The sequence below is a fragment of the Paenibacillus sp. PsM32 genome (assembly GCF_030433815.1).
GTDB lineage: Bacteria > Bacillota > Bacilli > Paenibacillales > Paenibacillaceae > Saccharibacillus > Saccharibacillus kyungheensis.
Window position 1 is genome coordinate 431,300 of record NZ_JARUWY010000001.1, and the last position, 25,295, is coordinate 456,594.

23 protein-coding genes are annotated in these 25,295 nt (G+C 39.6%); 9 read left to right on the forward strand and 14 right to left on the reverse strand.

Annotated features, from left to right (window positions below; genetic code table 11):
• Positions 1-19: 19 nt before the first annotated feature.
• Entirely contained in the window at positions 20-1,462 is a 1,443-nt protein-coding gene (locus QCD85_RS02045) for a bifunctional metallophosphatase/5'-nucleotidase (protein ID WP_274170489.1), read from the reverse strand.
• 110 nt (positions 1,463-1,572) lie between these two features.
• Here QCD85_RS02045 and QCD85_RS02050 point away from each other — a divergent pair, with 110 nt between their 5' ends.
• The 3 genes from QCD85_RS02050 to QCD85_RS02060 all read left to right on the forward strand — a co-directional run bounded on the left by QCD85_RS02050 (position 1,573) and on the right by QCD85_RS02060 (position 4,347).
• Positions 1,573-2,304 (forward strand): molybdenum cofactor biosynthesis protein, encoded by a 732-nt coding sequence (locus QCD85_RS02050; protein ID WP_273615516.1) that lies wholly within the window; start codon positions 1,573-1,575, stop codon positions 2,302-2,304.
• Positions 2,305-2,391: 87 nt separating this feature from the next.
• Entirely contained in the window at positions 2,392-3,438 is a 1,047-nt protein-coding gene (locus QCD85_RS02055) for an HD-GYP domain-containing protein (protein WP_273615515.1), read from the forward strand.
• Between the two features lie 279 nt (positions 3,439-3,717).
• Positions 3,718-4,347: a 3'-5' exonuclease gene (locus QCD85_RS02060; RefSeq protein ID WP_301261494.1), complete on the forward strand. Its 630-nt coding sequence runs from the start codon at positions 3,718-3,720 to the stop codon at positions 4,345-4,347.
• Between the two features lie 71 nt (positions 4,348-4,418).
• Here the strand turns inward: QCD85_RS02060 and QCD85_RS02065 are convergent, their stop codons facing one another.
• The 8 genes from QCD85_RS02065 to QCD85_RS02100 form a co-directional block, all read right to left on the reverse strand.
• Entirely contained in the window at positions 4,419-4,745 is a 327-nt protein-coding gene (locus QCD85_RS02065; RefSeq protein WP_301261495.1) for an MmcQ/YjbR family DNA-binding protein, read from the reverse strand.
• A 103-nt stretch (positions 4,746-4,848) separates the two neighbouring features.
• The gene (gene sufB, locus QCD85_RS02070) at positions 4,849-6,246 is read right to left on the reverse strand and encodes a Fe-S cluster assembly protein SufB (RefSeq protein WP_204824849.1); all 1,398 of its coding nucleotides are present in this window, start codon (positions 6,244-6,246) and stop codon (positions 4,849-4,851) included.
• A 33-nt stretch (positions 6,247-6,279) separates the two neighbouring features.
• Positions 6,280-6,705: a Fe-S cluster assembly sulfur transfer protein SufU gene (gene sufU, locus QCD85_RS02075; RefSeq protein WP_273615513.1), complete on the reverse strand. Its 426-nt coding sequence runs from the start codon at positions 6,703-6,705 to the stop codon at positions 6,280-6,282.
• The gene (locus tag QCD85_RS02080) at positions 6,695-7,915 is read right to left on the reverse strand and encodes a cysteine desulfurase (RefSeq protein WP_301261496.1); all 1,221 of its coding nucleotides are present in this window, start codon (positions 7,913-7,915) and stop codon (positions 6,695-6,697) included. Before QCD85_RS02080 ends, sufU begins: the two co-directional genes overlap by 11 nt.
• The gene (sufD, locus tag QCD85_RS02085) at positions 7,912-9,213 is read right to left on the reverse strand and encodes a Fe-S cluster assembly protein SufD (RefSeq protein WP_301261497.1); all 1,302 of its coding nucleotides are present in this window, start codon (positions 9,211-9,213) and stop codon (positions 7,912-7,914) included. The genes QCD85_RS02080 and sufD overlap by 4 nt, the downstream gene beginning before the upstream one ends.
• A 29-nt stretch (positions 9,214-9,242) precedes the next feature.
• Entirely contained in the window at positions 9,243-10,025 is a 783-nt protein-coding gene (gene sufC / locus QCD85_RS02090; RefSeq protein ID WP_069326962.1) for a Fe-S cluster assembly ATPase SufC, read from the reverse strand.
• A 248-nt stretch (positions 10,026-10,273) separates the two neighbouring features.
• Entirely contained in the window at positions 10,274-10,870 is a 597-nt protein-coding gene (locus tag QCD85_RS02095; protein WP_274170494.1) for a DUF1802 family protein, read from the reverse strand.
• Between the two features lie 109 nt (positions 10,871-10,979).
• On the reverse strand, positions 10,980-11,444 hold the full coding sequence (locus tag QCD85_RS02100) for a Dps family protein (protein WP_204824853.1): 465 nt from the start codon (positions 11,442-11,444) through the stop codon (positions 10,980-10,982).
• Positions 11,445-11,677: 233 nt separating this feature from the next.
• On the opposite strand from QCD85_RS02100, the gene mtnA reads away from it, so the two are divergent.
• Both mtnA and QCD85_RS02110 read left to right on the forward strand, forming a co-directional pair.
• Positions 11,678-12,775, forward strand: a complete 1,098-nt coding sequence (gene mtnA / locus QCD85_RS02105; protein WP_301261498.1) for an S-methyl-5-thioribose-1-phosphate isomerase — start codon at positions 11,678-11,680, stop codon at positions 12,773-12,775.
• 320 nt (positions 12,776-13,095) lie between these two features.
• Complete coding sequence (locus tag QCD85_RS02110) at positions 13,096-13,638, forward strand: hypothetical protein (protein WP_273615508.1); 543 nt, start codon at positions 13,096-13,098, stop codon at positions 13,636-13,638.
• Positions 13,639-13,796: 158 nt separating this feature from the next.
• Here the strand turns inward: QCD85_RS02110 and QCD85_RS02115 are convergent, their stop codons facing one another.
• The gene (locus QCD85_RS02115; protein WP_301261499.1) at positions 13,797-14,180 is read right to left on the reverse strand and encodes a DUF423 domain-containing protein; all 384 of its coding nucleotides are present in this window, start codon (positions 14,178-14,180) and stop codon (positions 13,797-13,799) included.
• 117 nt (positions 14,181-14,297) lie between these two features.
• Between QCD85_RS02115 and QCD85_RS02120 the strand changes: the two genes are divergently transcribed.
• Positions 14,298-14,891: a hypothetical protein gene (locus QCD85_RS02120; RefSeq protein ID WP_301261500.1), complete on the forward strand. Its 594-nt coding sequence runs from the start codon at positions 14,298-14,300 to the stop codon at positions 14,889-14,891.
• Between the two features lie 178 nt (positions 14,892-15,069).
• Positions 15,070-15,927, forward strand: coding sequence for a DegV family protein (locus tag QCD85_RS02125; RefSeq protein ID WP_301261501.1), 858 nt, complete (start codon positions 15,070-15,072; stop codon positions 15,925-15,927).
• A 94-nt stretch (positions 15,928-16,021) separates the two neighbouring features.
• Here QCD85_RS02125 and QCD85_RS02130 read toward each other — a convergent pair whose 3' ends face one another.
• A complete protein-coding gene (locus tag QCD85_RS02130) occupies positions 16,022-19,096 on the reverse strand; it encodes a PAS domain S-box protein (RefSeq protein WP_367317616.1) in 3,075 nt (1,024 codons plus the stop codon).
• Between the two features lie 55 nt (positions 19,097-19,151).
• On the reverse strand, positions 19,152-20,006 hold the full coding sequence (locus tag QCD85_RS02135; protein WP_301261503.1) for an alpha/beta hydrolase: 855 nt from the start codon (positions 20,004-20,006) through the stop codon (positions 19,152-19,154).
• Positions 20,007-20,113: 107 nt separating this feature from the next.
• Between QCD85_RS02135 and QCD85_RS02140 the strand changes: the two genes are divergently transcribed.
• Positions 20,114-20,788, forward strand: coding sequence for a 4'-phosphopantetheinyl transferase family protein (locus QCD85_RS02140; RefSeq protein WP_273616271.1), 675 nt, complete (start codon positions 20,114-20,116; stop codon positions 20,786-20,788).
• Positions 20,789-21,189: 401 nt separating this feature from the next.
• The gene (locus QCD85_RS02145; protein WP_274172950.1) at positions 21,190-22,434 is read left to right on the forward strand and encodes a pectate lyase family protein; all 1,245 of its coding nucleotides are present in this window, start codon (positions 21,190-21,192) and stop codon (positions 22,432-22,434) included.
• Positions 22,435-22,545: 111 nt separating this feature from the next.
• On the opposite strand, the gene QCD85_RS02150 is transcribed toward QCD85_RS02145, so the two are convergent.
• Entirely contained in the window at positions 22,546-24,003 is a 1,458-nt protein-coding gene (locus QCD85_RS02150) for a hypothetical protein (RefSeq protein WP_301261504.1), read from the reverse strand.
• Positions 24,000-25,295 carry a type III PLP-dependent enzyme gene (locus QCD85_RS02155; protein WP_301261505.1) on the reverse strand — a complete coding sequence of 432 codons (1,296 nt, stop codon included), beginning with the start codon at positions 25,293-25,295 and terminating at the stop codon, positions 24,000-24,002. The genes QCD85_RS02150 and QCD85_RS02155 overlap by 4 nt, the downstream gene beginning before the upstream one ends.

The window sequence follows — 25,295 nt, forward strand, 5'->3', positions numbered from 1 at the left end:
TGACGCAAGATCTCATTTATCATACCATAAACCATCGTTTTTCGGCAGACGCTAACGCTGCTCCCGGTGTCTGCAACTGCATTCGTAACAGATCGCGGATAAATTCAGGCAGAATATATTTCACTTCATGACTTTCACTAAGAGACATATAGCCGATGCCAAATGTGAACATATCCAGACAACCTACGCTGTATTCTTGTTCATCTTTTAGCTCTTGATCCCCTAAGCGAATAGCTGTAATACGATCATAAGCAGGTCGGGATAGATCATACGAGATATCTATTCCATCTACACATAGACAACCAAGCACTTTCCCTCGGAATCCAAATCCCATAATCGTTTTGTGCGTAAATTCAGGCAAAAGCGATTGTTCTAACGCTAACTTGATATTTTTTCCTTGAAGCAACGTAATACATGGATTTACCGGAGATGGACATAGACGATGAAGCAGACCTTCTGTGACTTCGCCTGCGGGCAGATCGGCTAGCAGTTGACCTGCATTCACAATCGACAATTCTGCTCCTGTAAATTGACGTACAGCCTGTGCAAGCAAATTACCAAATGGAGACTCTTGTTCATAATGAATTTCAAGTGGCGCTTCTAACATCGCTACCGTACGATTCATTCGTTCTTCTGCACGTTGGCGATGAATCACAATCGCATTTTCTATCGATGCATCACGTTCCATATGTTCGGTGATCGGAATGAGTCCTCCATCCAGTAGATGAGCACGTGCTCCCTGTGTATCTTTTTTCCAGACCATTTCTCCGATGTATTGACCGAACTTGCCTGCGGCTCCAAGTACTGTAGAACCAATCCAGAGCGGACGATCTAACACATGGTGGCTATGTCCTCCTAGAATGACATCAATCTCAGGCAACTGCTCAGCAAGCTTCTGATCGGTAGGTAATCCCAGATGAGATAAAACAACCAGTAAATCCACTTCATCACGTAACTTTGCTACCCAGGGTGCTAGACTGGCTATTGGATCACTGACATTCCACCCTAGCAATTCGTAATAATCGCTATATTGCGCTGTAGCCCCGATCAGACCTATTTTCCATGTTCCTTTTTGAATAATCCGATGGGTCTCCATCCACACAGGTGGAACACCGCTCTCCATCTCTTCTACATTACTACAAATAATCGGACAGCTAATTCCTGCATACGCTTGATTAAGCAGTTCAGGCGTATAGGTCAGACCTTCATTGTTCCCGATCGTAATCGCATCATAACCGGTCATATTAATAATATCGATATTGGCTCCACCAGCAGACCCTTCTGTCTCAATCGACATGCGATCCATATGATCACCGATATCCAATACTAATAGCTGCTCCTCACCCAAACGTTGCTTGCGTTCTGCGATGATCGCTGCAATTGCACCCATATTTTCAAAATGACTATGAATATCATTGGTGTGTAATAGTGTTAATGTATCTTCCACTTCATTTATGTTCATAAATAGTATGTCCTCCTGCATCCGTTCCCTTTGATTGGGGTTATATAATATACATATGAACTTATGATATATTAAAGAGATCGAAAAAGCACATGGAGGCGTTAAATATCATGCAACAATATACTGTTCGACTATTTGCTGGTCTTGCTGAGCGCGTTGGCCAATCGCAAGTTATTATAGAAACTCCATCCTCTGAAGAACTTACAGTCGCGCAATTGAAAGAACTTTTGTCTAAACAATATCCAGAAGCAAAAATAATGATCGAAGCTGCCTTCGCTGCTGTTAACCAAGAGTACGCTTTAGCCGATAATAGGATTAAGCCTGTGGATGAAATTGCTTTGATTCCTCCTGTATCCGGTGGATCAGGAATAGACACTACTACTTCACAGACAACGGACGGTTTATATCTCATTACCAGTGAACGATTACAAGCTGAAGATGTGATCGCTAAAGTGATTGATCCTAATCATGGAGCAACGTTAACATTTATCGGAACCACTCGTGAAATGACAGGTGCGATGCAGACCGTTCATTTAGAATATGAAGCTTATATACCGATGGCACTTCATCAATTGCAAAAAATTGGAGACCATATTGCAACAACATGGACAGGAACACGTTGTGCGATCAGCCATCGTATAGGAACAGTAGGTATAGCGGAGACCAGTGTGATTATCGCTGTTTCTTCGGCTCATCGTAATGATGCTTACGAAGCTAGCCGATTTGCGATTGAACGTCTTAAAGAAACTGTACCTATTTGGAAAAAAGAGATCTGGGCAGATGGTTCAGAGTGGAAAGGTGTTCAAACAGGTCCTTGGAACCCCACCGAGCCAAAATCTTGAGCTAAATGAACTGATTTTAACATTGATCCTGCTTTTTTTTCCTGATATGATACATTTACAATTTGTTTAATAAACGGGGTGCCCACATTGAGAGTGCATGTTACCGATTTGAAGCCGGGAGATACGCTTCTTAGAGATACATTCAATACATTCGGCATTCATATTATGCAAAAGGGCCATACTCTTCAGCGGGAAGATATTGCTAAGCTGCTACAGCATGGTGTGGATGATGTCGACATTGAAGAAGTTTTCTCAGAACCTGCCGATATTAGCCAATCTTTATCTAGCCATCCTCTTCAAGATGCAAAAGTTCAATTTAATAGCGCTCTACAAGGGTTTGAAGATTTATTTCTAAACGCAGCCGCTCGCGGAGAGTTCGATGGTAGTCAGGTAGATGCCAAATTACAACCTTTACTTACAGAATTACAAGAACAAAAAGATGTCGTATCTGTACTACTTTTTCTAAACGATGACAACAATTATACGTATACTCATTCACTACAAGTAGGGATGCTCTCTTATTACCTTGCAACATGGATGGGATATACCGAACAAGAAGCGTATCAAGCAGGTAGAGCAGGTTATTTACATGATGTTGGCAAATCCAAAATACCCAGTCATATTTTGAATAAGCCGGGACGTTTGACTACAGAAGAATTTGAAGAAATGAAGCGTCATACGATTTATGGTCACGATATTATTATGCAGTCTACAGGTGACAAGATCAGTGCAATGGTAGCTTTACAACATCACGAGCGCACAGATGGCAAAGGATACCCTAATGGACTGAGTCTAGATGAGATACATCCGTTATCACGTATTACAGCTGTAGCGGATGTGTACAGCGCTATGACGACAGCCAGAGTCTATCAGACCAAGCAAGAGCTATTGCGTGTTCTCAAAGAATTGCATAGAATGAGCTTTGGTCAACTGCATGCGGAGACCACTCAGACATTTATCCGTAATATGCTACCTAACTTTATCGGCAAACAAGTATTGCTTAGTTCTGGAGAAGTCGGTCAGATTATTATGACCAATCCTTCTAACTTCTTCCGTCCACTTATCAAAACGGACAAAGGATTTACAGACCTGGCGATGCAATCGAATTTGGATATTGAAGAGATCTTTATGTAAGTGGTTACTAGGTAGTTAATAGATTTCAATGTACATGAAATAGACAAACAGACATAGCTGGCGACGATCTTTCGTTGTCAGTTATTTTTGTGGTTTTGGTTCCACGAATATATTCTATATCACTTTTAATAAATCATATTCCAAACGAATCCAATAAATATTCAAACATGCTTAAAAAAATCGCAATTTAAAGTAGAAGATGAAATAATATAAACAATTACTCTTTTATACCTAACACTATAAGAACTACAGCTTAGAATAGATAGGAGAATAAATTATATGGATTTTGTTACTGTTGACTTTGAGACTGCCAATTCTAGTCGATCCAGTGCATGTTCGATCGGGATTGTAGAAGTGTCGCAAGGAAAAATCGTGTTTGAACAAGAATGGCTCATTAATCCTAATCAACATTTTGACCCGATGAATATCAGTATTCATAAGATTACGCCAGCGATGGTTAAAGGTCAGCCGACTTTTCAAGAATTGTGGCCGACACTGTTACCTTTTTTTGAAAATAAATCAATCGTGGCGCACAATGCTTCATTCGATATGAGTGTATTACGATATTGTCTGGATCATGCGCTACTGGATTATCCTGCTTTTGATTATTACTGTACGTATCTATTTAGCAAAAAAATACTATCACATCTGCCTTCTCATAAACTGAATGTAATTTCCAATCATTATGATATTATCTTTAACCACCATGACGCTCTAGAAGATGCACGTGCAACAGCTAATGTGTTGCTGAAGTTGTTGGAACAAGAACAACATAACAGTCCAGCAGAACTCGCCCAAGCCCATGGATACCAGATTGGAAAAATCTATACAGGTGGATATACTTCGTTCTCTGCTTCTGCCGGAAAAAGCAAAAAGAAATTCCCATTCCGTTCTAACGCAAGAAAATAATCACAGCTCATTTTTCAGATACAAACCATTTACTCTACCTGCATAGATAAGGACTGCACCATAATAGTCTATTATTTTGTCATTTCATAACTAGTACTGATTAAATGCTTCATATCTGTTGCAGTAATCGAACCGTCTAATATTACCGAATTCCAATGATCTTTGTTGAGATGATATGCCGGTATAATAGACTCATACTCTTCTCGCCATTGCTCGATCATACCTGGTTCACATTTCACATTGATCCAGATATGATCTTCTCTTTCAAAAATCCATGCGAATGTTTTTTTGTTATGTTGGTGTCGGATTAACGTCCAATTGGCATCTTTGAATGGATGATCTTCATATACATTGTCGTATGCCATACAGTAATCTATCGCTTCTTGTTTGCTTTTCATAAGTGATCATTCCTTTTTTAAATTTAAAAAAGCGGGGCAGAATCGGGGCAATCCCCCCTTTTCTGTCCCGCTTTTAATGTAAAATTCCTTGCTACAAAAGGAATTAACCGATAGAACCTTCCATCTCAAACTTGATCAGACGGTTCATTTCTACTGCATATTCCATAGGCAATTCTCTTGTGAATGGCTCGATAAAGCCCATAACGATCATTTGTGTTGCTTCATCTTCGCTTAGACCACGACTCATCAAGTAGAAGAGTTGATCTTCAGATACTTTAGATACGGTCGCTTCATGCTCAAGAGTGATGTTATCGTTCTTGATCTCATTGTACGGAATTGTATCTGAAGTGGATTGGTTATCCAGAATCAGCGTATCACATTTGATATTGGATTTAGAACCTTCGGAGTTACGTCCGAATGATGCTAGACCACGATACGTTACTTTACCACCATGTTTACTGATCGATTTAGACACAATTGTAGATGTTGTATCCGGTGCAAGGTGAATCATTTTTGCGCCAGCATCTTGATGTTGTGCTTTACCTGCAACAGCGATAGACAATACCATACCTTTAGCGCCGCGTCCTTTAAGAACAACTGCAGGGTATTTCATTGTTAATTTGGAGCCGATGTTACCATCTACCCATTCCATTGTTGCATTTTCTTCAGCAACTGCACGTTTGGTTACCAAGTTGTAGATGTTTGGAGCCCAGTTCTGAATCGTTGTATAACGTACACGAGCATCTTTTTTACATACGATCTCAACAACAGCACTATGCAATGAGTTTGTACTGTAGATCGGCGCTGTACAGCCTTCTACATAGTGAACCATACTGCCTTCGTCTGCGATGATTAGCGTACGCTCAAATTGACCCATGTTCTCGGAGTTAATACGGAAGTATGCTTGTAAAGGCACTTCGCATTGTACACCCTTCGGTACATAGATAAAGCTTCCGCCTGACCATACTGCACTGTTCAATGCTGCAAATTTGTTATCTGTTGTAGGGATAACGGTAGCAAAGTATTCGCGCAAAATTTCTGGATGTTCTTTCAAAGCTGTATCTGTATCCATAAAGATAACGCCTTGATCTTCCAATTCTTTTTGCATGCTGTGATATACAACCTCAGATTCGTACTGAGCGGATACACCAGCCAAGAATTTTTGCTCTGCTTCAGGAATACCTAATTTATCAAAAGTTTCTTTGATTTCTGTCGGTACTTCTTCCCAAGTCTTACCTTGTCCTTCAGATGCTTTAACATAGTACTGGATATCGTTGAAATCCAAGTCACTGATGTCGCCGCCCCAATCAGGCATAGGCATTTTTTCGAATTGTTCCAAAGCTTTCAAGCGGAATTCTAACATCCATTCCGGCTCATCTTTCATGCGAGAGATTTCCATTACGATCTCTTTGTTCAGTCCTTTACCGGATTGAAAAATAGACTTGTGATCATCACGGAAACCATATTTATATTCTTCCATTTCTGGTGCTGTTTTAGCCATTTGTGTAGCCTCCCCATCTAATTTGTGAAGATTTTAGTTGTCTTCTGTGGCAATTCCCTTGCGTAGGGCATTCCAGGCCAACGTAGCACACTTGATGCGAGCAGGGAATTTATTTACTCCAGATAGGGCTTCGATCTCTTCGTATTCTTCAAATTCCACATCTTCGCCCTTCATGAGAGCAGAGAAGCGGTCTGCAAGTTCAAGTGCTTCTTCATAAGTTCTGCCTTTTACAGCTTCTGTCATCATTGAAGCGGAAGCCATACTGATTGAACAACCGTCTCCAGAAAATTTGGCATCTTTCACTTTGTTATCTTCCACCAAAAGTTGTAGAGATATTCGGTCACCACAGGTTGGGTTATTCAGTTCAACCGTCATCGCTCCGTCTTCAAAAGCACCGCGGTTACGTTGATTTTTGTAGTGATCCATAATCACACGGCGGTAGAGATCATCAAGTTTCATCGCCAAAATACTCCTTCGTCTGAACCAACGCATCGATCAAACGATCTACGTCTTGTTCATTATTATACAGGTAAAAGCTTGCGCGTGCCGTAGAACTTGCTCCAAGCCATCTCATTAATGGCTGACAGCAATGATGTCCAGCACGAATAGCTACCCCGAACGTATCAAGTACAGTTGCAAGATCATGAGGATGAACACCCTCCAGATTGAACGTTACAATACCGACTTTACGCTTAGCAGGTCCATAAATCGTCAAACCTTCGATCTGAGACATACGTTCCATCGCATAATTCGCAAGATGCGCTTCATGCTTTTCGATTTCATCCATTCCAATTTCAGTCAGGAAATCAATCGCTGCTCCCAGTCCAACCGCTCCAGAGATAATCGGCGTACCGCCTTCAAATCTCCACGGAGCGTCTTTCCAGTCGGATTCGTACAATCCCACATCATTAATCATCTCACCACCGAATTCGATCGGCTCCATTTGAGCAAGCAATTGACGCTTACCATATAGAGCTCCGAATCCAGTAGGCCCACACATTTTATGACTGGAAAATGCGTAAAAATCACAATCCAGATCTTGTACATCGACTTTCATATGCGGTGTACTTTGTGCACCATCTACGACCATAATCGCACCGTGACGGTGAGCAATCTCAGCAATTTCTTTGACTGGATTGACTACACCAAGCACGTTAGATACATAGACGACCGAGACAATCTTTGTTTTGCTGTTAATTACTTTTTCCACGTCAGCCAGATCAATATTACCATCTGGTTGTAGCGGAATATATTGAAGTGTTGCTCCTGTTGCCTTGGCTAATTGTTGCCATGGAATCAGATTACTATGATGTTCCATCGGTGTAATCACGATTTCGTCCCCTGGTTGTAGACGAGGACGACCATAAGAAGAAGCCACTAGATTGAGTGCTGTTGTTGTACCACGCGTAAAGATAATTTCTTCACTGCGTCCTGCATTAATAAAGCGAGCAATCTTTTCACGAGCACCTTCATAAGCGTCAGTCGCCCGTGTTCCCAGTGTATGAACGCCGCGGTGTACATTGGAGTTATCGTGCTCATAATAATGATTGAGCGCATCCAGTACAACCTGTGGCTTCTGAGAGGTTGCTGCATTATCTAGATAGACAAGCGGATGTCCGTTTACTTCCTGATGTAAAATCGGAAACTGCTCGCGGATAGCTGGGTTCACTGACCTAGCTTCCTTTCAACCAGTTCCTGCAAACGAGTCTGCAAACGTTCCAAAGGAATATCCGATACGACTGGAGCCAGGAAACCGTAGATAATCAGTCGCTCTGCTTCTGGACGAGTAATACCACGCGACATCAAGTAATGAACTTGTTCAGGGTTAACCTGACCTACAGATGCTGCGTGTCCTGCCATAACATCATCTTCGTCGATCAAAAGAATCGGGTTCGCGTCACCGCGAGCTTTTGGACTAAGCATCAATACTTTTTCAGTCTGCTCACCATTCGAACGAGTTGCACCATGTTCGATTTTGGTAATACCATTAATGATAGCATTCGCAGATTCGCGCATGACAGCACGAGTGATCATTTGGCTTGTTGTATCTTTACCAAAATGAACCGCTTTGGTTGTATAGTTCAAACGTTGAGAACCAGAACCTACAGCAATGATTTTGGCATCAGAAGTTGAACCATTTCCTTTAAGCACTGTTGCTGTATCTGTAACTGTATTGCCATCGTTCATTTCACCAATGATCCATTCAATAGAAGCATCGTTTTCAGTGATTGCGCGACGGTAACTCATATCTGTCGTACTGCCACCGAATTGGTGAACTGTTGCATAGCGAACTTTAGCGCCTGCTTTAGCAACAATTTCAACTACACCGTTATGGACACGAACATCGTCTCCTGCGGAAATATAGTTATCTACATACGTTACAGAACTGTTTGTATCAGCGACAACTAGAATACGAGGTGCAAAAGTAGCACCAGCATTTTCAGTTAAAAAGATCGCTTGTACAGGAATATTAACTTCTACGTTTTTAGGAACGTACAAGAATGCTCCACCATTCCACATTGCTGCATTAAGAGCTGTCAATTGATGCTCGTCAGGTGCAACGACTGTTGTTAGATAAGGCTTCACCAACTCTTCGTGTTCACGAGCAGCTGTTTCCAAATCTGTAAAAATAACACCTTGTGCTTTCAATTCATCAGATAGACTAGAAAAAATTGCACCTGAATCTTTTTGTACAATCAGGTTATCGGATTCATTGCCTTCAACCAGTGCACTGATCAATGCAGGCAACTCTTCTAATGTTGATACTTTAACAGGTGCCTGATAAGTTCCATAATCCGAAAGATCCCATTTGTCGATCTTGGTTTTTTCCGGCTTAGGAAGTTCAAGTTTGGAAGCAAGTTCAAGTGCTTTCAAACGGTTCTCAGTCAACCATGCTGGTTCGTTCTTTTGTTGAGATAATGATTTAAGAGCTTCCAGATTTAATGGAAGTATCGTTTGCAATGTCATGTTATTAGCTCCTCCTTCCGTACAGTGTTTTACGCTTCTTGACCTACAGTTTCGTCTGTAATACCAAGTTCTTCTTTAACCCAATCGTAACCTTCTGCTTCAAGACGAGCAGCTAATTCAGGGCCACCGGACTTCACGATACGACCTTGCATCATTACGTGTACATAGTCAGGAGTAATATAATCAAGTAGACGTTGATAGTGAGTAATGATTAAGAATCCACGATCTTCATTACGCATTTTGTTTACGCCGTTTGCTACAATTTTAAGAGCATCAATATCAAGACCGGAGTCAATTTCATCTAGGATAACTAATTTTGGCTCAAGCAATAACATTTGCAAAATTTCGTTACGTTTTTTCTCACCACCGGAGAAACCTTCGTTCAAGTAACGGTGTGCGAATTCAGCATTCATGTCTAACTCTTTCATGCTTCCTTCCATTTGACGGATAAATTTGATCAATGAAATCTCTTTACCTTCTTCACGACGTGCATTGATTGCACTACGCAAAAAGTCAGAGTTTGTTACGCCTGTGATTTCACTTGGATATTGCATCGCCAAGAACAGACCTGCACGAGCACGCTCATCTACTTCCATTTCCAACACATCTTCACCATCTAAAGTGACTGTTCCTTCAGTTACTTCATATTTAGGATGTCCCATCAAAGCAGATGCTAGTGTACTTTTACCTGTACCGTTAGGTCCCATGATTGCGTGGATTTCTCCACCTTTCATTGAAAGGTTAATCCCTTTAAGGATTTCCTTATTGTCGATTGTTGCTTTCAAACCTTCAATGACGAAATTCGTTGCCATAATAGTTTTGACCTCCAGTGAAATAAGTAGTTTGGTTGGATCTATATCTGTCAACAGAGAGTATAGTGACACAACTTCTCTGATGTACGAAACATAAAAAGACATTTAGATAAAGTCTAAGAATAAATCTCTCTTAGAACCATTCTAAACTGATTCTCAACGATTCTCAAGTTATTTTATAATAAATTTGAAGTAGTCGCAATGAAACGCGTAATCTTACACCATGCAAAAAAGACCTGACCGATCACTCAGTCAAGCCTTGTAGAATGTCCCGCCTGTTGCAAAGCTTGCAAAATGACAGTTCTCATTCGCTCAAACTCCGCAGCGTCCAGCACCGGCGTCAATTCGCTCGTCACCAGACCACTTGGTATAGAAATCCATGATTTGCAGCCCAGGTACTGGTCCTGCACAGGAATCTCTATCGGTCGTTCAAGTATATATACCCGCACAATCAGTAAATGAAGCGGACTTTTTCTTTTCCAATGCAAACGTTCTTCGGCAAACGTATCTGTCCAGATATGCTGGTCCAGTAAAGCATCTAGCTGGTCTTGCTCGAATATTTCCAAATCATCGGTCACTTCTGCATACAGACGAATACCAGCTGATCTCGTATCAGGAGACCAGCCGTTAAGTGATTCGTCTACCAAATGATTATATTGAGATTTGAGCAATTCACGACGTTGGTGCTCATAAGTTGGATATAAGTAAAAGGAATGATCTTTCAATTCAAAGTGACGTGTTTCTTCAACAATGCCACCTTTGCGCATCAAAAGTATTTGTGTTCCTTGCTCCAACGCCTGAATAACCGAAGCCCATTCTTTTAAAGCCAATACTGATTCCGCCATCCATCGTCGCCCTCACTTTCTGTAACGGTTTGTTATCACCTATTATATCGCAGATGTGAAGGACTTCAATGTAGCAGGGTGACACTTATGCAGTACATCTGAGATGGGATTAGTTACCCAAGAAAGAACGAAGCATCCACATGTGTTTTTCAAGATCTGCTTTGAATGCAATCAACATATCTGCTGTTGGTTGATCATCAGCTTCTTCTGCCAATTCGATTGTTTCTTGGAATTGCTCATTCACTGTAGCGAAGTCTTCGATCAATGTTTGTACCATTGTACGCGCATCTTCTGTTCCGTTCGCTTCTTGAATAGTAGCTAGTTCCAAATATTCTTTTAACGTTGCAGCTGGTGAACCTTTAAGAGTCAATAGACGCTCAGCGATTTCATCCATTTTCAACGTTACTTCGTTGTACAATTCTTCGAATTTGATATGCAATGTATAGAAGTTTTCACCTTTTACATACCAGTGGAAATTATGAATTTTTACATATAATACATTCAGGTTAGCAACCTGTAAATTTAGAAGTTCTTCAACTTTTTTAGTTTGACCTTTGTTAGTTGTATTCGTCATGATTAGTTATCCCTCTTTCTTCATTTAGGTTTAAGTATGGAGACTTTCTATCCTCAGCCTCGTCTGTTTACAAATTACCCTTGTATTTCATTTACGAAACAAATAGATATTGAAAAAAGACTGTGCAAATCCTTTCTTTTCCGATATCCTATATTTTAACGTTTACTATTTAAGTGTTGGTTATGAATAAGATGTATGTTTGACGATATATAGGACAAGGAGTGTTTCTTTATATGAATCCATCATTTTCAACTTCGGATGAGAATCCAGTTAAAGCGCCATTTGAACCTCTATTATCATTGCGTTGGGATAACGATAAATTACTAATGCTTGATCAACGGTTATTGCCGGATGAAATTATAATGCTTGAATTATTTACGTCCGAGCAAGTCTTTGAATCTATTCGCTCAATGAAAGTACGCGGAGCACCTGCTATCGGTATCTCTGCGGCGTATGGCGTTGTTCTAGGCTCATGGGAATATAAAGGCGAAGATGCAGACCACTGGCTCAAACATGTGCTCAAAACGGCTGCTTATCTGGCTGAGTCTCGTCCAACTGCTGTTAACTTGTTCTGGGCTTTAGATCGTATGAACAAAAAAGCTCATCAATTAGCAGAACAAGCCGGTACGACTGCTGATCGTAATGCAGGTCTTTTAGAAGAAGCAATAGCTATTCATGTGGAAGATGAAGAAGTATGCCGGATGATTGGTGAACATGCCCTTCCTTTATTTAGCGATGGTATGGGTGTATTGACGCACTGTAATGCAGGTGGACTGGCTACTGCCAAATACGGTACAGCACTTGCTCCTATGTATCTTGCTCATGAAAAAGGAATCAATTTAAAAGTCTATGCCGATGAGACTCGTCCTGTGCTTCAAGGTGCTCGTCTAACAGCATTTGAATTGCAACAAGCAGGTATTGATGTTACGCTTCTCTGTGACAATATGGCAGGTATGGTGATGTCTAAAGGTTGGATACAAGCGGTTATCGTAGGTGCAGACCGTGTAGCTGCTAATGGTGATGTAGCGAATAAGATCGGTACGTATAGTGTTGCTGTTTTGGCAAAAGCACACAATATTCCATTCTATGTAGCTTGCCCTTTATCTACTATTGACCTATCAACTGCAAGCGGTGCTGAAATTCCGATTGAAGAACGTTCTGCGGAAGAAGTAACCGAAGGATTTGGCAAGCGTACTGCTCCACAAGATATCAAAGTGTTTAACCCGGCATTTGATGTAACACCTAACGAATACGTAACTGCAATTATCACTGAAAAAGGTATTGTTTATCCTTCGTATGAAGAAGGTCTAAGAAATATATTTGAAGTGTAATCCATACTCATATTATGTCCGTATAATGTGATATCTGCTTTGCATCACGTATGATTTTGTTGAGCCGACCGGGTCCGATAGGATACCGGTCTTTTTGCCCCGAAATACAATATATTTTTGTAACATATTTCGACAACCCATCCGATAAAAGGTATAGATAAGGCTTACATTTCTAGGGTTCATATGTGTTTGCTTGTTGATACAATAATAATAGGTTCCGAAGTATTTACACATGATATGCTTCATTTTAAAAATGCTAGGTTATAATCAATTGTAAAAAATTTTTAATATTCTGATAGGATAAGTGAGATGGGAGAATCATGGATAAAAAGCCAACTAACGACGAAGCCGAATTTTTATTTAACGTTGACCTGATGATCTCTGGTCGAAACAACGCTGTTGCTCTTCAAAAACTGCTTGAAATTCTCAATAATCACGAAGAATTGGCGGATTTTAGAGTCGTTTCTGGCATCAAACTTGGACAAAAGATTGAAAGTTCTTTGAAAGATAAAACCAAACAACAAACGCCTTTAGATATCTCAAGTATATCTGAAAGCAAACAATCGATTACAGCTCAAACCGCATCACTGGTCAAAAAACTTGAAAAACAAAAACAAGAAGTGAAATCAGCGGCTATCTTGCATGAAAAAATTGAAAACGATATGAACAGCTGGTTAGCTCTTTACATCAAAGATAATACATTGGTACGTTTAACGATTAACAATCGTGGTGATCGTTTCTCGATACCTTGTCGTATCTTAAATTTTGATAATGAAAATCAAACGATTAGTGTATATCATGTAGATGAAAAACAAGTGTATACTTTCAAATTGAATGAGATTGATGATTTTCAACATACTTAAATCGTTTTCTTGCACATGTATTCTTTTGGTAAAGACAATGATCAAAAAAAAGCGTTTTTCTCTTTTACAGAGAAGAACGCTTTTTTTGATTACTTTATGATTTGACTATCTTATGATTAGAAATAATGATAAGAAGCAAATTCTAGTATCTATACCTTTTACGCACGTTTGCCGTATTTAGCACCGACTAACGCTAGCATGAACCAACCGGCGATAAAACATAATCCACCTATAGGTGTAATCGCTCCTAACACTTTGATTCCAGTGATACTCAATACATACAGACTTCCTGAGAAAATAATAACACCGATCGTAAACAATCGACCTGCCCAGCGTAATAGACTCGATTCACCAATCACTCCTGCTAAAATAGCAACCATAATAATCGCTAATGTATGTACAAAGTGATATTCTACCCCTGTCTTGAATGTCTGCATTAATTGTGCGCCAATAATAGGTTCTAATAAATGAGCGCCAAAAGCGCCAATCCCTACTCCAATCATTCCTAGAATAGAGCCGATAATTAAATATGTGCGTTGCATGAATATGCCTCCTGCTAATCTGTTTATTTTAATTATACCTTACTCAAATACTTGCATTTGTGAGGAAATTATGAAAAAGTAACGGTACATACATATACTGTAAAGGAGATTACATTTATGGACCCTTATGATCCAAAACGCAATTCATCATTTCCTAACTTAAAAAAAGATACGGATACGGATTCTGATCCAGCTCAAGATAATGAATTTAGAGATCCATTAGTATCAGAACCGGTTAGAGAAGATTATGCTTCACCTACCGCTCCACCGCACTATACTGATTATAACCAGTATAACGTGAATGATCCATATGCGTTGCCACCCGGTCAAAAATGGCCGCATTCCAAATTAGGTGTAGCTTCTTTTGTGATTGGACTATCTACGATTGTGATCAATATTATTCTGGTAGTTATTGCTGTCATTATGGTTGCTTCTGCTGTTGGAAGTACAGGGACTTCTTTGGAAATGTTAGATGAAGAAAATATTACCGCATGGATGTCTGGCATGTTAGGCGGACTGGTTGTACTTATTTTGATCTGGGGATTTATGATCTTTGCTAACTTTACCGGGCTTGTATTAGGTATTGTTGGTTGTTGCATCAAGCAACGTCGCAAAATTTTTGCAATTCTTGGCTTGGTGTTAAATGCTCTTCCAGCTGCATTCCTATTACTTTCTTTGCTTCTTGGTATCTTTTCAGAAGGTAATTATTAAAAGCGATGTGTGATTAGAGTAAGTGATCAGTACTATTAGTAGCAGGTAGTAACTTCTATTCTTATGGATAGCAGTCACTATCTGCTTTTTTGTATACTGTGAATCATGATATACTATTAGAATGTATGCTTATAGGTATATAGAATAATTGGATTCGATTGAAAGACAGGAGATTATTATGACATCTATTCGTATGTTTGTAGATAGTACTTGCGATTTGCCGAAAACATGGTTACAGGAAAATCAGATCGGTGTCGTACCTTTATATGTGAATTTTAATGATGAAGTATACAGAGATGGTATAGATATCACCCCAGCCGAATTGTATGAAAAAGTAAAACAGACCGGACAAACACCCAAAACGTCTGCACCTTCCCCGGCTGATTTTATTCAAGCGTTTCAGCCTGTTATTGACAATGGTGACACGATTATTTATATTAGTCTGTCCTCTGCGCTCTCTTCTACGTATGCGAATGCGCATCTTGCCGCAAATACATTTCCCGCAGGTGCAGTCACTATCGTCGATTCTTTAAATTTATCCAGCTCGATCGGCTTATTAGTTATGAAAGCTGTTCAAGCGATTCATCAACAGCAATCGGTTACAGAGATCGTACAGTTACTTGAATCAATGCGTTCACAAATAGAGACCGAGTTCGCTATCGACTCTTTAGAGTATTTGTACAAAGGTGGACGCTGTTCTGGAATGCAAAACCTGATTGGTAGCTTGCTCAAAATTCGTCCGGTTATTCAAGTGACTACACAGGGTACACTTGTGCCAGCTTATAAAATACGAGGCAAGCGTGAAAAAGCAGTCGAACAACTTCTTCGCAATACACTGGCTCATCGACATGCTATCGATCAAGATGTTATTTTTGTAGTTCACTCGTTTGCAGAGGCAGAAGCAAGACATATGCAAGCTGTATTGCGTGAACAAACCGATGCTCGCCAAGTTATGATTACCGAAGCTGGCTGTGTTATTTCCAGTCATTGTGGCCCTCAGACTATCGCTATTATGTATGCTAGAAAAATGGATTGATCCAGTACTGGACGCTAACTATTCATTAGTTATATGCAAAAAACCTGTTAAGAAGCATCGTTGATGGTATGCCTCTTAACAGGTTTCTTTATATTTAATTCAGTTGTAATGGAATACTAAAATAGAATGTAGATCCATGATGTTCTTGACTTTCAACTCCAATCGTTCCATTCATCAGCTCGATCAGATTTTTGCAAATAAACAATCCTAGTCCTGTTCCTCCATAACGCCGATTCATAACCGGATGTACCTGCGAGAATGAATGAAATAATTCATTTAATTTATCTGCTGGTATGCCTATGCCTGTATCTGTAATGCGGAAGTGCAACATCATTCCATCATCTTGAGACATATAAGAAATGCCAGCGCTAATCCGAATATTTCCTTTTTCTGTAAATTTAATCGCATTACCGATAATATTGACCAGTACCTGCTTAATGCGAGGCATATCACCGCGAGCGAGTTTGGGAACTTCCTGCTCTATATTTTTTTCAAATCGCAGATGTTTACTTTGAGCTGTAGGTAAAAACCACTGATAGACTTCGTTGATTAACTCATGAAGATCAAACACATTTTGTTCCAGTTCTACATTTCCATTTTCCAGTCGATGCACATCCATAATATCATTAATAATCTGCATCAATTCGTTACCACTCTGACGAATAATATGAATATAACTGGCTTGTTCTTCATTGAGATCAAGATCAAGCATCAATTCAGCCATACCGACAATCCCGTTCATCGGTGTACGAATCTCATGGCTCATCATCGAAATAAATTGTGACTTCGCATAAGCAACCCGCTCTGCCGATTCTTTTGCTTCGATAATTGCTTTCTCATTCGTGCGATCGCTAAACACAACCACTACACCTATAATCTGATCTCGATCTCGCAACGCATTGGTCTGATAAGAAGCAAAAAAGCTAGAACCATCGCGGCGAAAAAACACATCTTCTGTTACCCGTCTTGAAATGCTGTCTTGCATCGTTAACTCTACTGGATGATGGGCAAGAGCATACGGCTCTCCATCTGCTCTGGTATGCATTAACACATCGTGTACAGGCGATCCTATAAATTCTTCTTTGGACACGCCTAACATAGAAGATGCTGCTGCATTCAAAAAGATACCATTGCCTTCAGTGTCTACTCCATAAATGCCCTCTGAGACAGAACTCAAAATTAAGTTGTACTCATCACTGATCTTTTTAATCTGTTCGACATACTTTTTGCTTTCTGTAATATCTGTCGCTATTCCGAATACACCTGTAATCTCGCCACTTACGATAATAGGTACATTTGTAATATTCACTTCTATTTGATGACCGGTATGATGTACTAAAGTCGTCTCATAATTTTGTGGTAATCCCATTTTGGCTTTGTTGAAATGATCTAATGCTTGTTCACGCAGATCAGAATGAATCAACTCGGCAAAGTAGATATTTTTTAGTTCTGTGCGATCATATCCACTTTGAATTTCGGCAACAGGATTAAGATTAAATAAACGACCTTGTAGATCAAATGTATAGACGCCCGAAGGATTGTATTCGACAAGTGATTTGTAACGCTGTTCGCTTTCTTGTAGACGCTGTTCAGCTAATTTCCGATCGGTTACATCTCTGGATACAGCGATCACTGTGCCCTTGATTCCTTCAACCTGACTAGGAGTGTACGTTGCTGTACTCTCTAACCAGATATAATGACCTGCTTTGTGTTGAAAACGATAATGTACCGTCTGTTGCTCGTTGTGCTCTGTGACCGTTGTAATCCCGTTGATATAATCGCGTACATTTTGAAAATCTTCAGGATGATAAAAAAGATAAGCACTTTTGCCGATCAGTTCTTCGCCTGTATAACCAAGCAACTTTTTCACAGAAGCAGATGTATATACAAAACTCAAATGTTCGTCTGCGGTATGCGAAGAAATCAAGTCCAATGTATTATTGGACAGCATACGATATTGCCGTTCACTTTCACGAATCAGATCTTCCATCAGACGACTTTCTGTTATGTCTTGAATAGTACCTACGATTTGGCGTGTGCCATCTTGATCATCGGTCACCAGAGTTCCCTGAATATTCACTGTTTTGATCTGATTAGTGCGATCGACCAGTCTACATTCGATATTGATATGTTCTTGAGCGACCGATTGCCGAAAAGCAGTCCGTACTTTATCACGATCATCATAATGTACCATTGCCAAAAAATGACGATATAACAATTTGGCAGAGGGAGATTCCAACCCTAAAATAGCCAGAAATTGCTCTGAACAGATTAATTCCTGTGTGTCCAAATTCCAATCCCAATATCCAAAGCCTGCGATACTTTGTGCCAGCGCTAATCGTTCTTCACTTTTGCGAAGTTCTTCTTCCGATTGCTTACGGGCAGTAATATCGCGTCCTATCCCCATATATTGAAATATTTCTCCATGCTCATCTGTAATCGCTTTGACTGTAAGTTCGATCCATTTATACGTTTTGTCTTTGCATATACAACGAATCTCAACCGCTTTGCGCGATTGAAATGGAGGTTCTAACTGCAAAATATCTTCTGGATAGATTAAATCGGTAGATAACATTTGTATTAATTCTGAAGGCAAATACCCTAGAATCTTTTCTACAGAGGGCGAAATGTATGTAATTCTACCTTCTGCATCCGAGCAAGTAATCAAATCATCTGCATTTTCAGAAATTAAACGATACATCCGTTCAGCTTCTTTGAACTTTTGTTCGATATTGTTGCGTGAAGTGATATCTTTGGCAATTCCATAAATCCCTACAATTTCTTTCTGAATTACGATCGGTGTATATGTAACATCTAGATCAATCAAATGCCCTTCTCGATGGTAAATTTGAGTCTGAAATTGAACAGATTTGCCCTCCAATACTTCCGCAACATAGGGAGAACGTATATCAGTACGTTCTTCTCCAAAAATTCTATTGTTATCAACATGTTCTAGCATATCTATGGTATAACCTGAAATCTTCTCTACACCTGGATTGATATAAATGTAATTTCCCTTTTTGTCCATAACGTATATCGCATCAGGGTGGTATTCAAAAAGAGATCGGTACGCACCACTTTCAGATATCAGGTTTTGAAGAATTTCATGTTCATGATTGTCCAATGGTCTATCCCTCTCAATCTTTCTTATGCCCTTAATGTAAAGCAATGATGAACTGTTTGGACTGGTGATGATGGTCTACTTTACTATTAACCTATATTGGTCATGATCCTTTCAAATGTAGCGCAAAAAATTCACTTACAATTTCAAGTACATCATTTCGAGTCATAAAAGTAGTCGAAGAATGACCGACACCTTCCAAAATATATAGATCCACTTCCGCAGACATCGCTGCTAACGCATCATACAAAAACTGACTTTGACGTAGCGGTACCACTTGATCTTGATCTCCATGCATAATCAAAAACGGGGGTACTTGAGCAGGAATATGAGAAGCAAGATGATGAATCGGATTGGATTGATCTGCTGTGTCTATTTTATGTCGTAAAGGCCCACCCATCAGTAACGAGATTACAGGCAATTCGTATTCACTCTGGAAATCTGCCTGAATATCAACCGGACCTGCAAAATCGACTACCGCTTTGACATTACTGGAATAACCTTGCCATTGTCCTTGTTGATCCCATTCGGATTGGTCTCCAGTTACGCCTACTAATGCAGATAAATGAGCACCTGCGGAGTGTCCCCAGATGCCGATATGTTCTGGATCGATATGATAATCAAGCGCATGAGCACGTAAAAAACGTATCGCTGTTTTGATATCTTCTAATTGCGCAGGAAAAGGCGCTTTGTTGACTGTTCGGTATTCTACACAAGCGATCACATATCCTTGACGGGCTAATTTGGAAAGAGCAGGAATATGCTTGTAAGGATCGATATCTACCCAAGCTCCACCGACCACCCAGACGATTAACTGCAACGGTAAATGAGAAACTGGACGCAAAATATTCATTTTTAATGATTGTCCATTTGCAAAACGAGCAAATTGAACGTCTGGAATCAATTGAACAAAATAACCGTCCTCGGTCTGATGAGCTAAATGTTTGATTTCTGGCACAATGTTTCCTCCTTGAAAATGATATTGTATAATTTAGACAACAGAACCATTTCTTTATATAGCAATAGAGCCAAACTCGAAAGTGGGGAGACGAGAGATTGATTACAGTGACAGGGATACATCTGCCTGATTTATTATCGTTAGAAGATATGGATATGTTACGTAGCAAAGTATCATCTGCAAGAAAAGAAGCTTCTTTAAAATTTGTTAGACAGCAAGATGCTCAGCGTGGATTAATAGGAGAACTGCTTATTTTATATAGATTACGTACCCATTATCATTTGCAAGATGATCAGATTCAGTTAGACAAAAATAAGTATGGCAAGCCTTACTTACGCAACTATCCTCATATTCATTTTAATGTATCCCATGCAGGTAACTGGATTGTATGTGTTGATGGTGATGTTCCCGTAGGTATTGATATTGAACAGGTACGTCCAATAGATTTTGGAATAGCCAAGCGATTCTATACTCCTGATGAATATCAATTGGTATTGAATGCACCGGAAGATCGACAGCTACAGACTTTTTATGAATTATGGACATTAAAAGAAAGCTACATCAAATTTGTAGGCAAAGGGCTTTCTATTCCGTTAGATTCATTCTCTATTTTGCAAGATGATATCCAAAACTATCAAGTGACTTCTACGAAACCAATCGACACCCCAAGTTTTTTTCGTCATATTTCTATCGATTCACAGTACAAATTAGCCGTCTGTGCAGCAGAACCGTTAGGTCCTCTTCCGCTCGTGATGCTAGATTGGACTGAACTAATTCCGTAATTTTATACATATGGGAGCATTTAGTTCAAATTTAAGTTTATTTTTATGCAATTTGTATAACTATGTATTATACACTTCTATAATCATAACATCTAATTCCTATGATTTAAAAGGATCTTTGTGATATATCCTCTATAACAAAGGTCTTTTTTGTGTTTTCTATATGTAATCATTTACACTTATATTTACGTATTTATTCTTATATTGTCACTTTATGTAAAAATGATTACGCTGTATAGGTGGTTAGAAAAAAGTACCCGGGCTTTCTTTTTAACCTCGTCTGCTTATTCACTTGTCGCGCTTACTATTGTCTTGCTTATGATATGGATACGATTGTATATACTCAAGGAGGAATAAGATGTATGCATAAAAAATGGAGTATAGGATTAGCTACATTATTAATGTTCTCATCAATAGCAGTCTGGAATCCTTCGGTACAAGCGGCTACAGATATAGGCAAAGAAACATTAGGAACTAAAAATGGCTGGGCAGCTTATTCTGGTGGAACTACAGGCGGTGCCAAAGCAACCACTGCGAATATATTCACCGTAACCAATCGCAAACAGTTAGTGGATGCGCTTGGAAGTGCTACTAATACTACTCCTAAAATCATTTATGTAAGCGGTACAATTAATATTAATGTAGATGATAACAACCAACCACTCGGTGCCAATGATTATAAAGACGCAGGCTATGATTTTAATGCTTATCTTAAAGCTTATGATCCGGCAACATGGGGAATGTCTAAAGTTCCTTCTGGTACACAGGAAGACGCTCGTAAAGCTTCACAAAAAAATCAAGCCAGTCGAATAAGTATTACCATCCCTTCCAACACTACAATTGTAGGTAAAGGTACGAATGCTATTATCAATGGTGTTAATTTTCAGGTAAAAAGCGGTACAGACAATATTATTATTCGTAATATTGAATTTCAAGATGCCTATGATTATTTTCCATCATGGGACCCTACAGATGGCAGTACAGGCAATTGGAATTCTGAATACGATAGTATCACGATCAAAGGGGCTACTCATTTATGGATAGATCATTGTACATTTGACGATGGTGCTCATCCTGATAGTGGCAATGGAGAATATTATGGTCGTGAATATCAACATCATGATGGTGCTGTAGATATGAGCAATGGTGCTGATCTATTAACTCTGTCTTATAACTATTTCCATGATCATGACAAAACTACGATTATCGGTTCAAGTGATAGTACAACCAGTGATGAAGGTAAATTACGTGCTACTTTGCATCATAATTATTATAAAAATACAGTTCAACGTACTCCTCGCGTACGCTATGGACAAATTCATGTGTATAACAATTATTATCAAGGCAGTACTACAGGCGCTTATGCTACCCTGTATATCTGGGGTATTGGCAAATCTTCCAAAATCTACGCTCAAAATAATGTGATTGATGTAACAGGTCTAACCGCAGATCAAGTCGCAAGTCCGCTTAAAGGCACTGCACTGTATGATACAGGCACTTTGTTAAATGGAGTCGCTATTAATGCTGCTACCAGTGCAGGTCTGAGTACAGATGTAGGTTGGACGCCTACGTTGTATGATGCAATTGCTGCTTCTACGACTGTTAAAGCTACTGTGACTGCTCAAGCAGGCGCTGGTAAACTCTAATCTAAGTTCTACCTATCAAATAAGCCGTAGGATTCTCTTAATGATTAGAGAGTCCTACGGCTATTTATGATTTCATGTGAATAATCTGAATTATGCTATACATTTGATGATTTATTGAGAACGAATAGCAGTCATTGTTGTATGCCAGTACTCTAACTGGGCTTTGACTTGCTCATCTTGCGCCACCTTCTGCATTCGCTCTACCACATTACGTAATGTATCATATTGACTGGCAACCCACGGTTTGGTTTGAAGCAATTCACACCAGAAAGCGATCAGACGATCTGTTCGTACTGAATCAGTCTGAGCTAACTGTTCCCATAACTGTTGATCGATAATCAGCATAATTTCTATCCATTCATTAGGATGATCTAGCTTTTCTAATTGATCGAAAATTATTAATCGGTCTTCGACTGTTTTGCGTAGCTGACGATCTACGACACGCCGTTTTAATTCACGCGATTGCTCCAATACAGATACAGGCTGAATACTTTGCTTAAGCACAGTGAGCATCATTTGCAAGGCTACTTCTTCCTCACCACGCATCGTATAGAGCATTTGCGACGCGCGCTCCAAGCTAGCTATATTGTGACTTCGATTGTATTTGAGCAATAGATTACGAATAATCGTTGCTTTACGAGTTAGTTCTTTTAACGCTGGCATCAGTGTAGGATGCTGATCTACGATCGCTTGTAAGCCTGTTACATTTTGCGTCAAATACGTTAATCGTTGCTCCATCGCTTCTTTGTGTTCGTACCAGATATGGAATGCCCGAATATCGGCTTTGATATGATTATCGATAAAGTTCTGAATACTATTTTGTAAAATATCATAGATTTCCATACCATAAAAGTGGGCGCTGGCTTGCTGAATATCATTGCGTCTCCAAGATGACGGGCGAGAATCTACATAGTCTTGTAACTGTTCGATTAGACCTTCTAATGTAACAACTACAGCGATCACTTTGGGAGAATGTACAGGTGCTTGCTGATAGCGAATCGTAATAAGACGCTTATGCGATTCTTGAAATGAGAAATGAGCTGCTAGCACTTCTTCGATAGGAATAGAATACTCTCCATATTGAAAATCACGATTGTATCCGCTTGCCCAGAATATACCCTGCTCCAAATCATATCCATGTAGCATAATATCATGAGAATAATGCTCTTCTTGATAAAAAGCAGTATGGGACAAATAAAATTCATCAATAAACATCACCAGATACTTTTCTTCATTAATAAGCTGTATCCATGTATGAATCAATTGCTCTGCATTCAGATCTGCACAATCGGTCTCATTCGTCTCTAACCAGGGATAATCGCTAAAGTCGTGTGGATGGTAAAAATCAACCCACTGGTAATTAGGAGAACTCAACTGGATAAATTGATGATACACCCACGGCAAACACTCTTTATGAGTCATAATAACAGATAGAGCATACCCCAAGTACTGATATCCTTTAACAAAAGGTTTGGCTAAAGGCAAGATTTTCTGCGAATCAGACGGAATAGGTTGACGGGCTAACGATGCTTCGTAATGAGTATAGGAATACGTACTAGAATTCATCATGGCACCGCCGTCCATTCTGTAGAAGGTACGATATTTTGCTGTCGCAGTAACAAATCTTCAGGATCGCCTTGCTCACGAATCAAATACGATTTGCCTTTATAATACAGCACCTCAGCAGGTGTAGCATGCCCCAGAAATTGAATAGGGCTGTATGTTAATCCATAGGCGCCGGATTGCAGAATACATATGTAATCACCAGCATGGATAACAGGCAACTCTACATTTTTGAATAAACAATCATCCGGCGTACACAGAGGCCCTACAATACTGGTAACCTGTGTCTGCTCTGTATCTGACGTATGATGTCTTGGAATAATTTTGATCGGATAATTGTTACGTGGTCGTCTACCTCGAAATGTAGCTCCTGCATGATGATGCATACCACCATCCACAATCACAAAATGTTCGCCTTTGGATACTTTGGTATATTGCGCCTGACAGACATAGATTCCAGCAGCGGCTAATAAATAGCGACCACTTTCGATAATAAAAGAACTATGGGGCAGATGAACACTATATTCATCTATGAGCAGTGTCAGTTGTTGCATCACATATTCTATATCCAGTGGACGTTCATGGGAAAAGTAAGGAACTCCAAATCCACCACCCAGATTCACAATATCCAGTTGAACCGGATATCTAGCTTGAAGTTGTGCTGCCAAAGATAAAGTATATCTAAAATTACTCAGCAACACCTCTGCATCCATAATCTGTGTACCCGCATAGACTTGAATACCGATCACTTGAATATGTGACATCTCAGCCGCACGCTGAAATACTTGATCAAGTTGAGACTCATCAATCCCAAATGGTCGGGCTACCCCTGCCATCTGAATGGACGATCCCCCGATTCCTTCTCCATCTGGATTCACCCGGATACCGACTTTTACATGGCAATCATATTCTGTAGCAATCTGATGAATCGTTTCTAACTCTGCTAGTGATTCGATATTGATACAATAAATCTGATGTGCTATCGCTGTCCGTAATTCTTTTTCACTTTTCCCCGGGCCTGTATAAATAATCTCTTCTGGTAAATACCCTGCCGCTTCAGCCAGACGCAATTCTCCTAAAGAAGCAATCTCAATATGACAGCCCCATTCACGTAAAAGGCTAGCTATCGCTATATTGTTATTGGCTTTTAACGCATAATGCAATTGAACTTTGGGATGTAGCATTTGTTGAAAAGAGTGAATATGATCAGCTAATTGATCTCCATTGTAATAATAAAAAGGCGTTGGATACTGCTGTAACGCTTCATATAAAGGATTATTTTCTGATAAATGACTCAT

Bases quoted from the DNA above. Each gene is read 5' to 3' on its own strand.
- QCD85_RS02045 (WP_274170489.1), bottom strand. From the start codon at position 1,462: ATGAACATAAATGAAGTGGAAGATACATTAACACTATTACACACCAAT.
- QCD85_RS02050 (WP_273615516.1), top strand. From the start codon at position 1,573: ATGCAACAATATACTGTTCGACTATTTGCTGGTCTTGCTGAGCGCGTT.
- QCD85_RS02060 (WP_301261494.1), top strand. From the start codon at position 3,718: ATGGATTTTGTTACTGTTGACTTTGAGACTGCCAATTCTAGTCGATCC.
- QCD85_RS02065 (WP_301261495.1), bottom strand. From the start codon at position 4,745: ATGAAAAGCAAACAAGAAGCGATAGATTACTGTATGGCATACGACAAT.
- sufB (WP_204824849.1), bottom strand. From the start codon at position 6,246: ATGGCTAAAACAGCACCAGAAATGGAAGAATATAAATATGGTTTCCGT.
- sufU (WP_273615513.1), bottom strand. From the start codon at position 6,705: ATGAAACTTGATGATCTCTACCGCCGTGTGATTATGGATCACTACAAA.
- sufD (WP_301261497.1), bottom strand. From the start codon at position 9,213: ATGACATTGCAAACGATACTTCCATTAAATCTGGAAGCTCTTAAATCA.
- sufC (WP_069326962.1), bottom strand. From the start codon at position 10,025: ATGGCAACGAATTTCGTCATTGAAGGTTTGAAAGCAACAATCGACAAT.
- QCD85_RS02095 (WP_274170494.1), bottom strand. From the start codon at position 10,870: ATGGCGGAATCAGTATTGGCTTTAAAAGAATGGGCTTCGGTTATTCAG.
- QCD85_RS02100 (WP_204824853.1), bottom strand. From the start codon at position 11,444: ATGACGAATACAACTAACAAAGGTCAAACTAAAAAAGTTGAAGAACTT.
- mtnA (WP_301261498.1), top strand. From the start codon at position 11,678: ATGAATCCATCATTTTCAACTTCGGATGAGAATCCAGTTAAAGCGCCA.
- QCD85_RS02110 (WP_273615508.1), top strand. From the start codon at position 13,096: ATGGATAAAAAGCCAACTAACGACGAAGCCGAATTTTTATTTAACGTT.
- QCD85_RS02115 (WP_301261499.1), bottom strand. From the start codon at position 14,180: ATGCAACGCACATATTTAATTATCGGCTCTATTCTAGGAATGATTGGA.
- QCD85_RS02120 (WP_301261500.1), top strand. From the start codon at position 14,298: ATGGACCCTTATGATCCAAAACGCAATTCATCATTTCCTAACTTAAAA.
- QCD85_RS02125 (WP_301261501.1), top strand. From the start codon at position 15,070: ATGACATCTATTCGTATGTTTGTAGATAGTACTTGCGATTTGCCGAAA.
- QCD85_RS02145 (WP_274172950.1), top strand. From the start codon at position 21,190: ATGTTCTCATCAATAGCAGTCTGGAATCCTTCGGTACAAGCGGCTACA.
- QCD85_RS02150 (WP_301261504.1), bottom strand. From the start codon at position 24,003: ATGATGAATTCTAGTACGTATTCCTATACTCATTACGAAGCATCGTTA.
- QCD85_RS02155 (WP_301261505.1), bottom strand. From the start codon at position 25,295: ATGAGTCATTTATCAGAAAATAATCCTTTATATGAAGCGTTACAGCAG.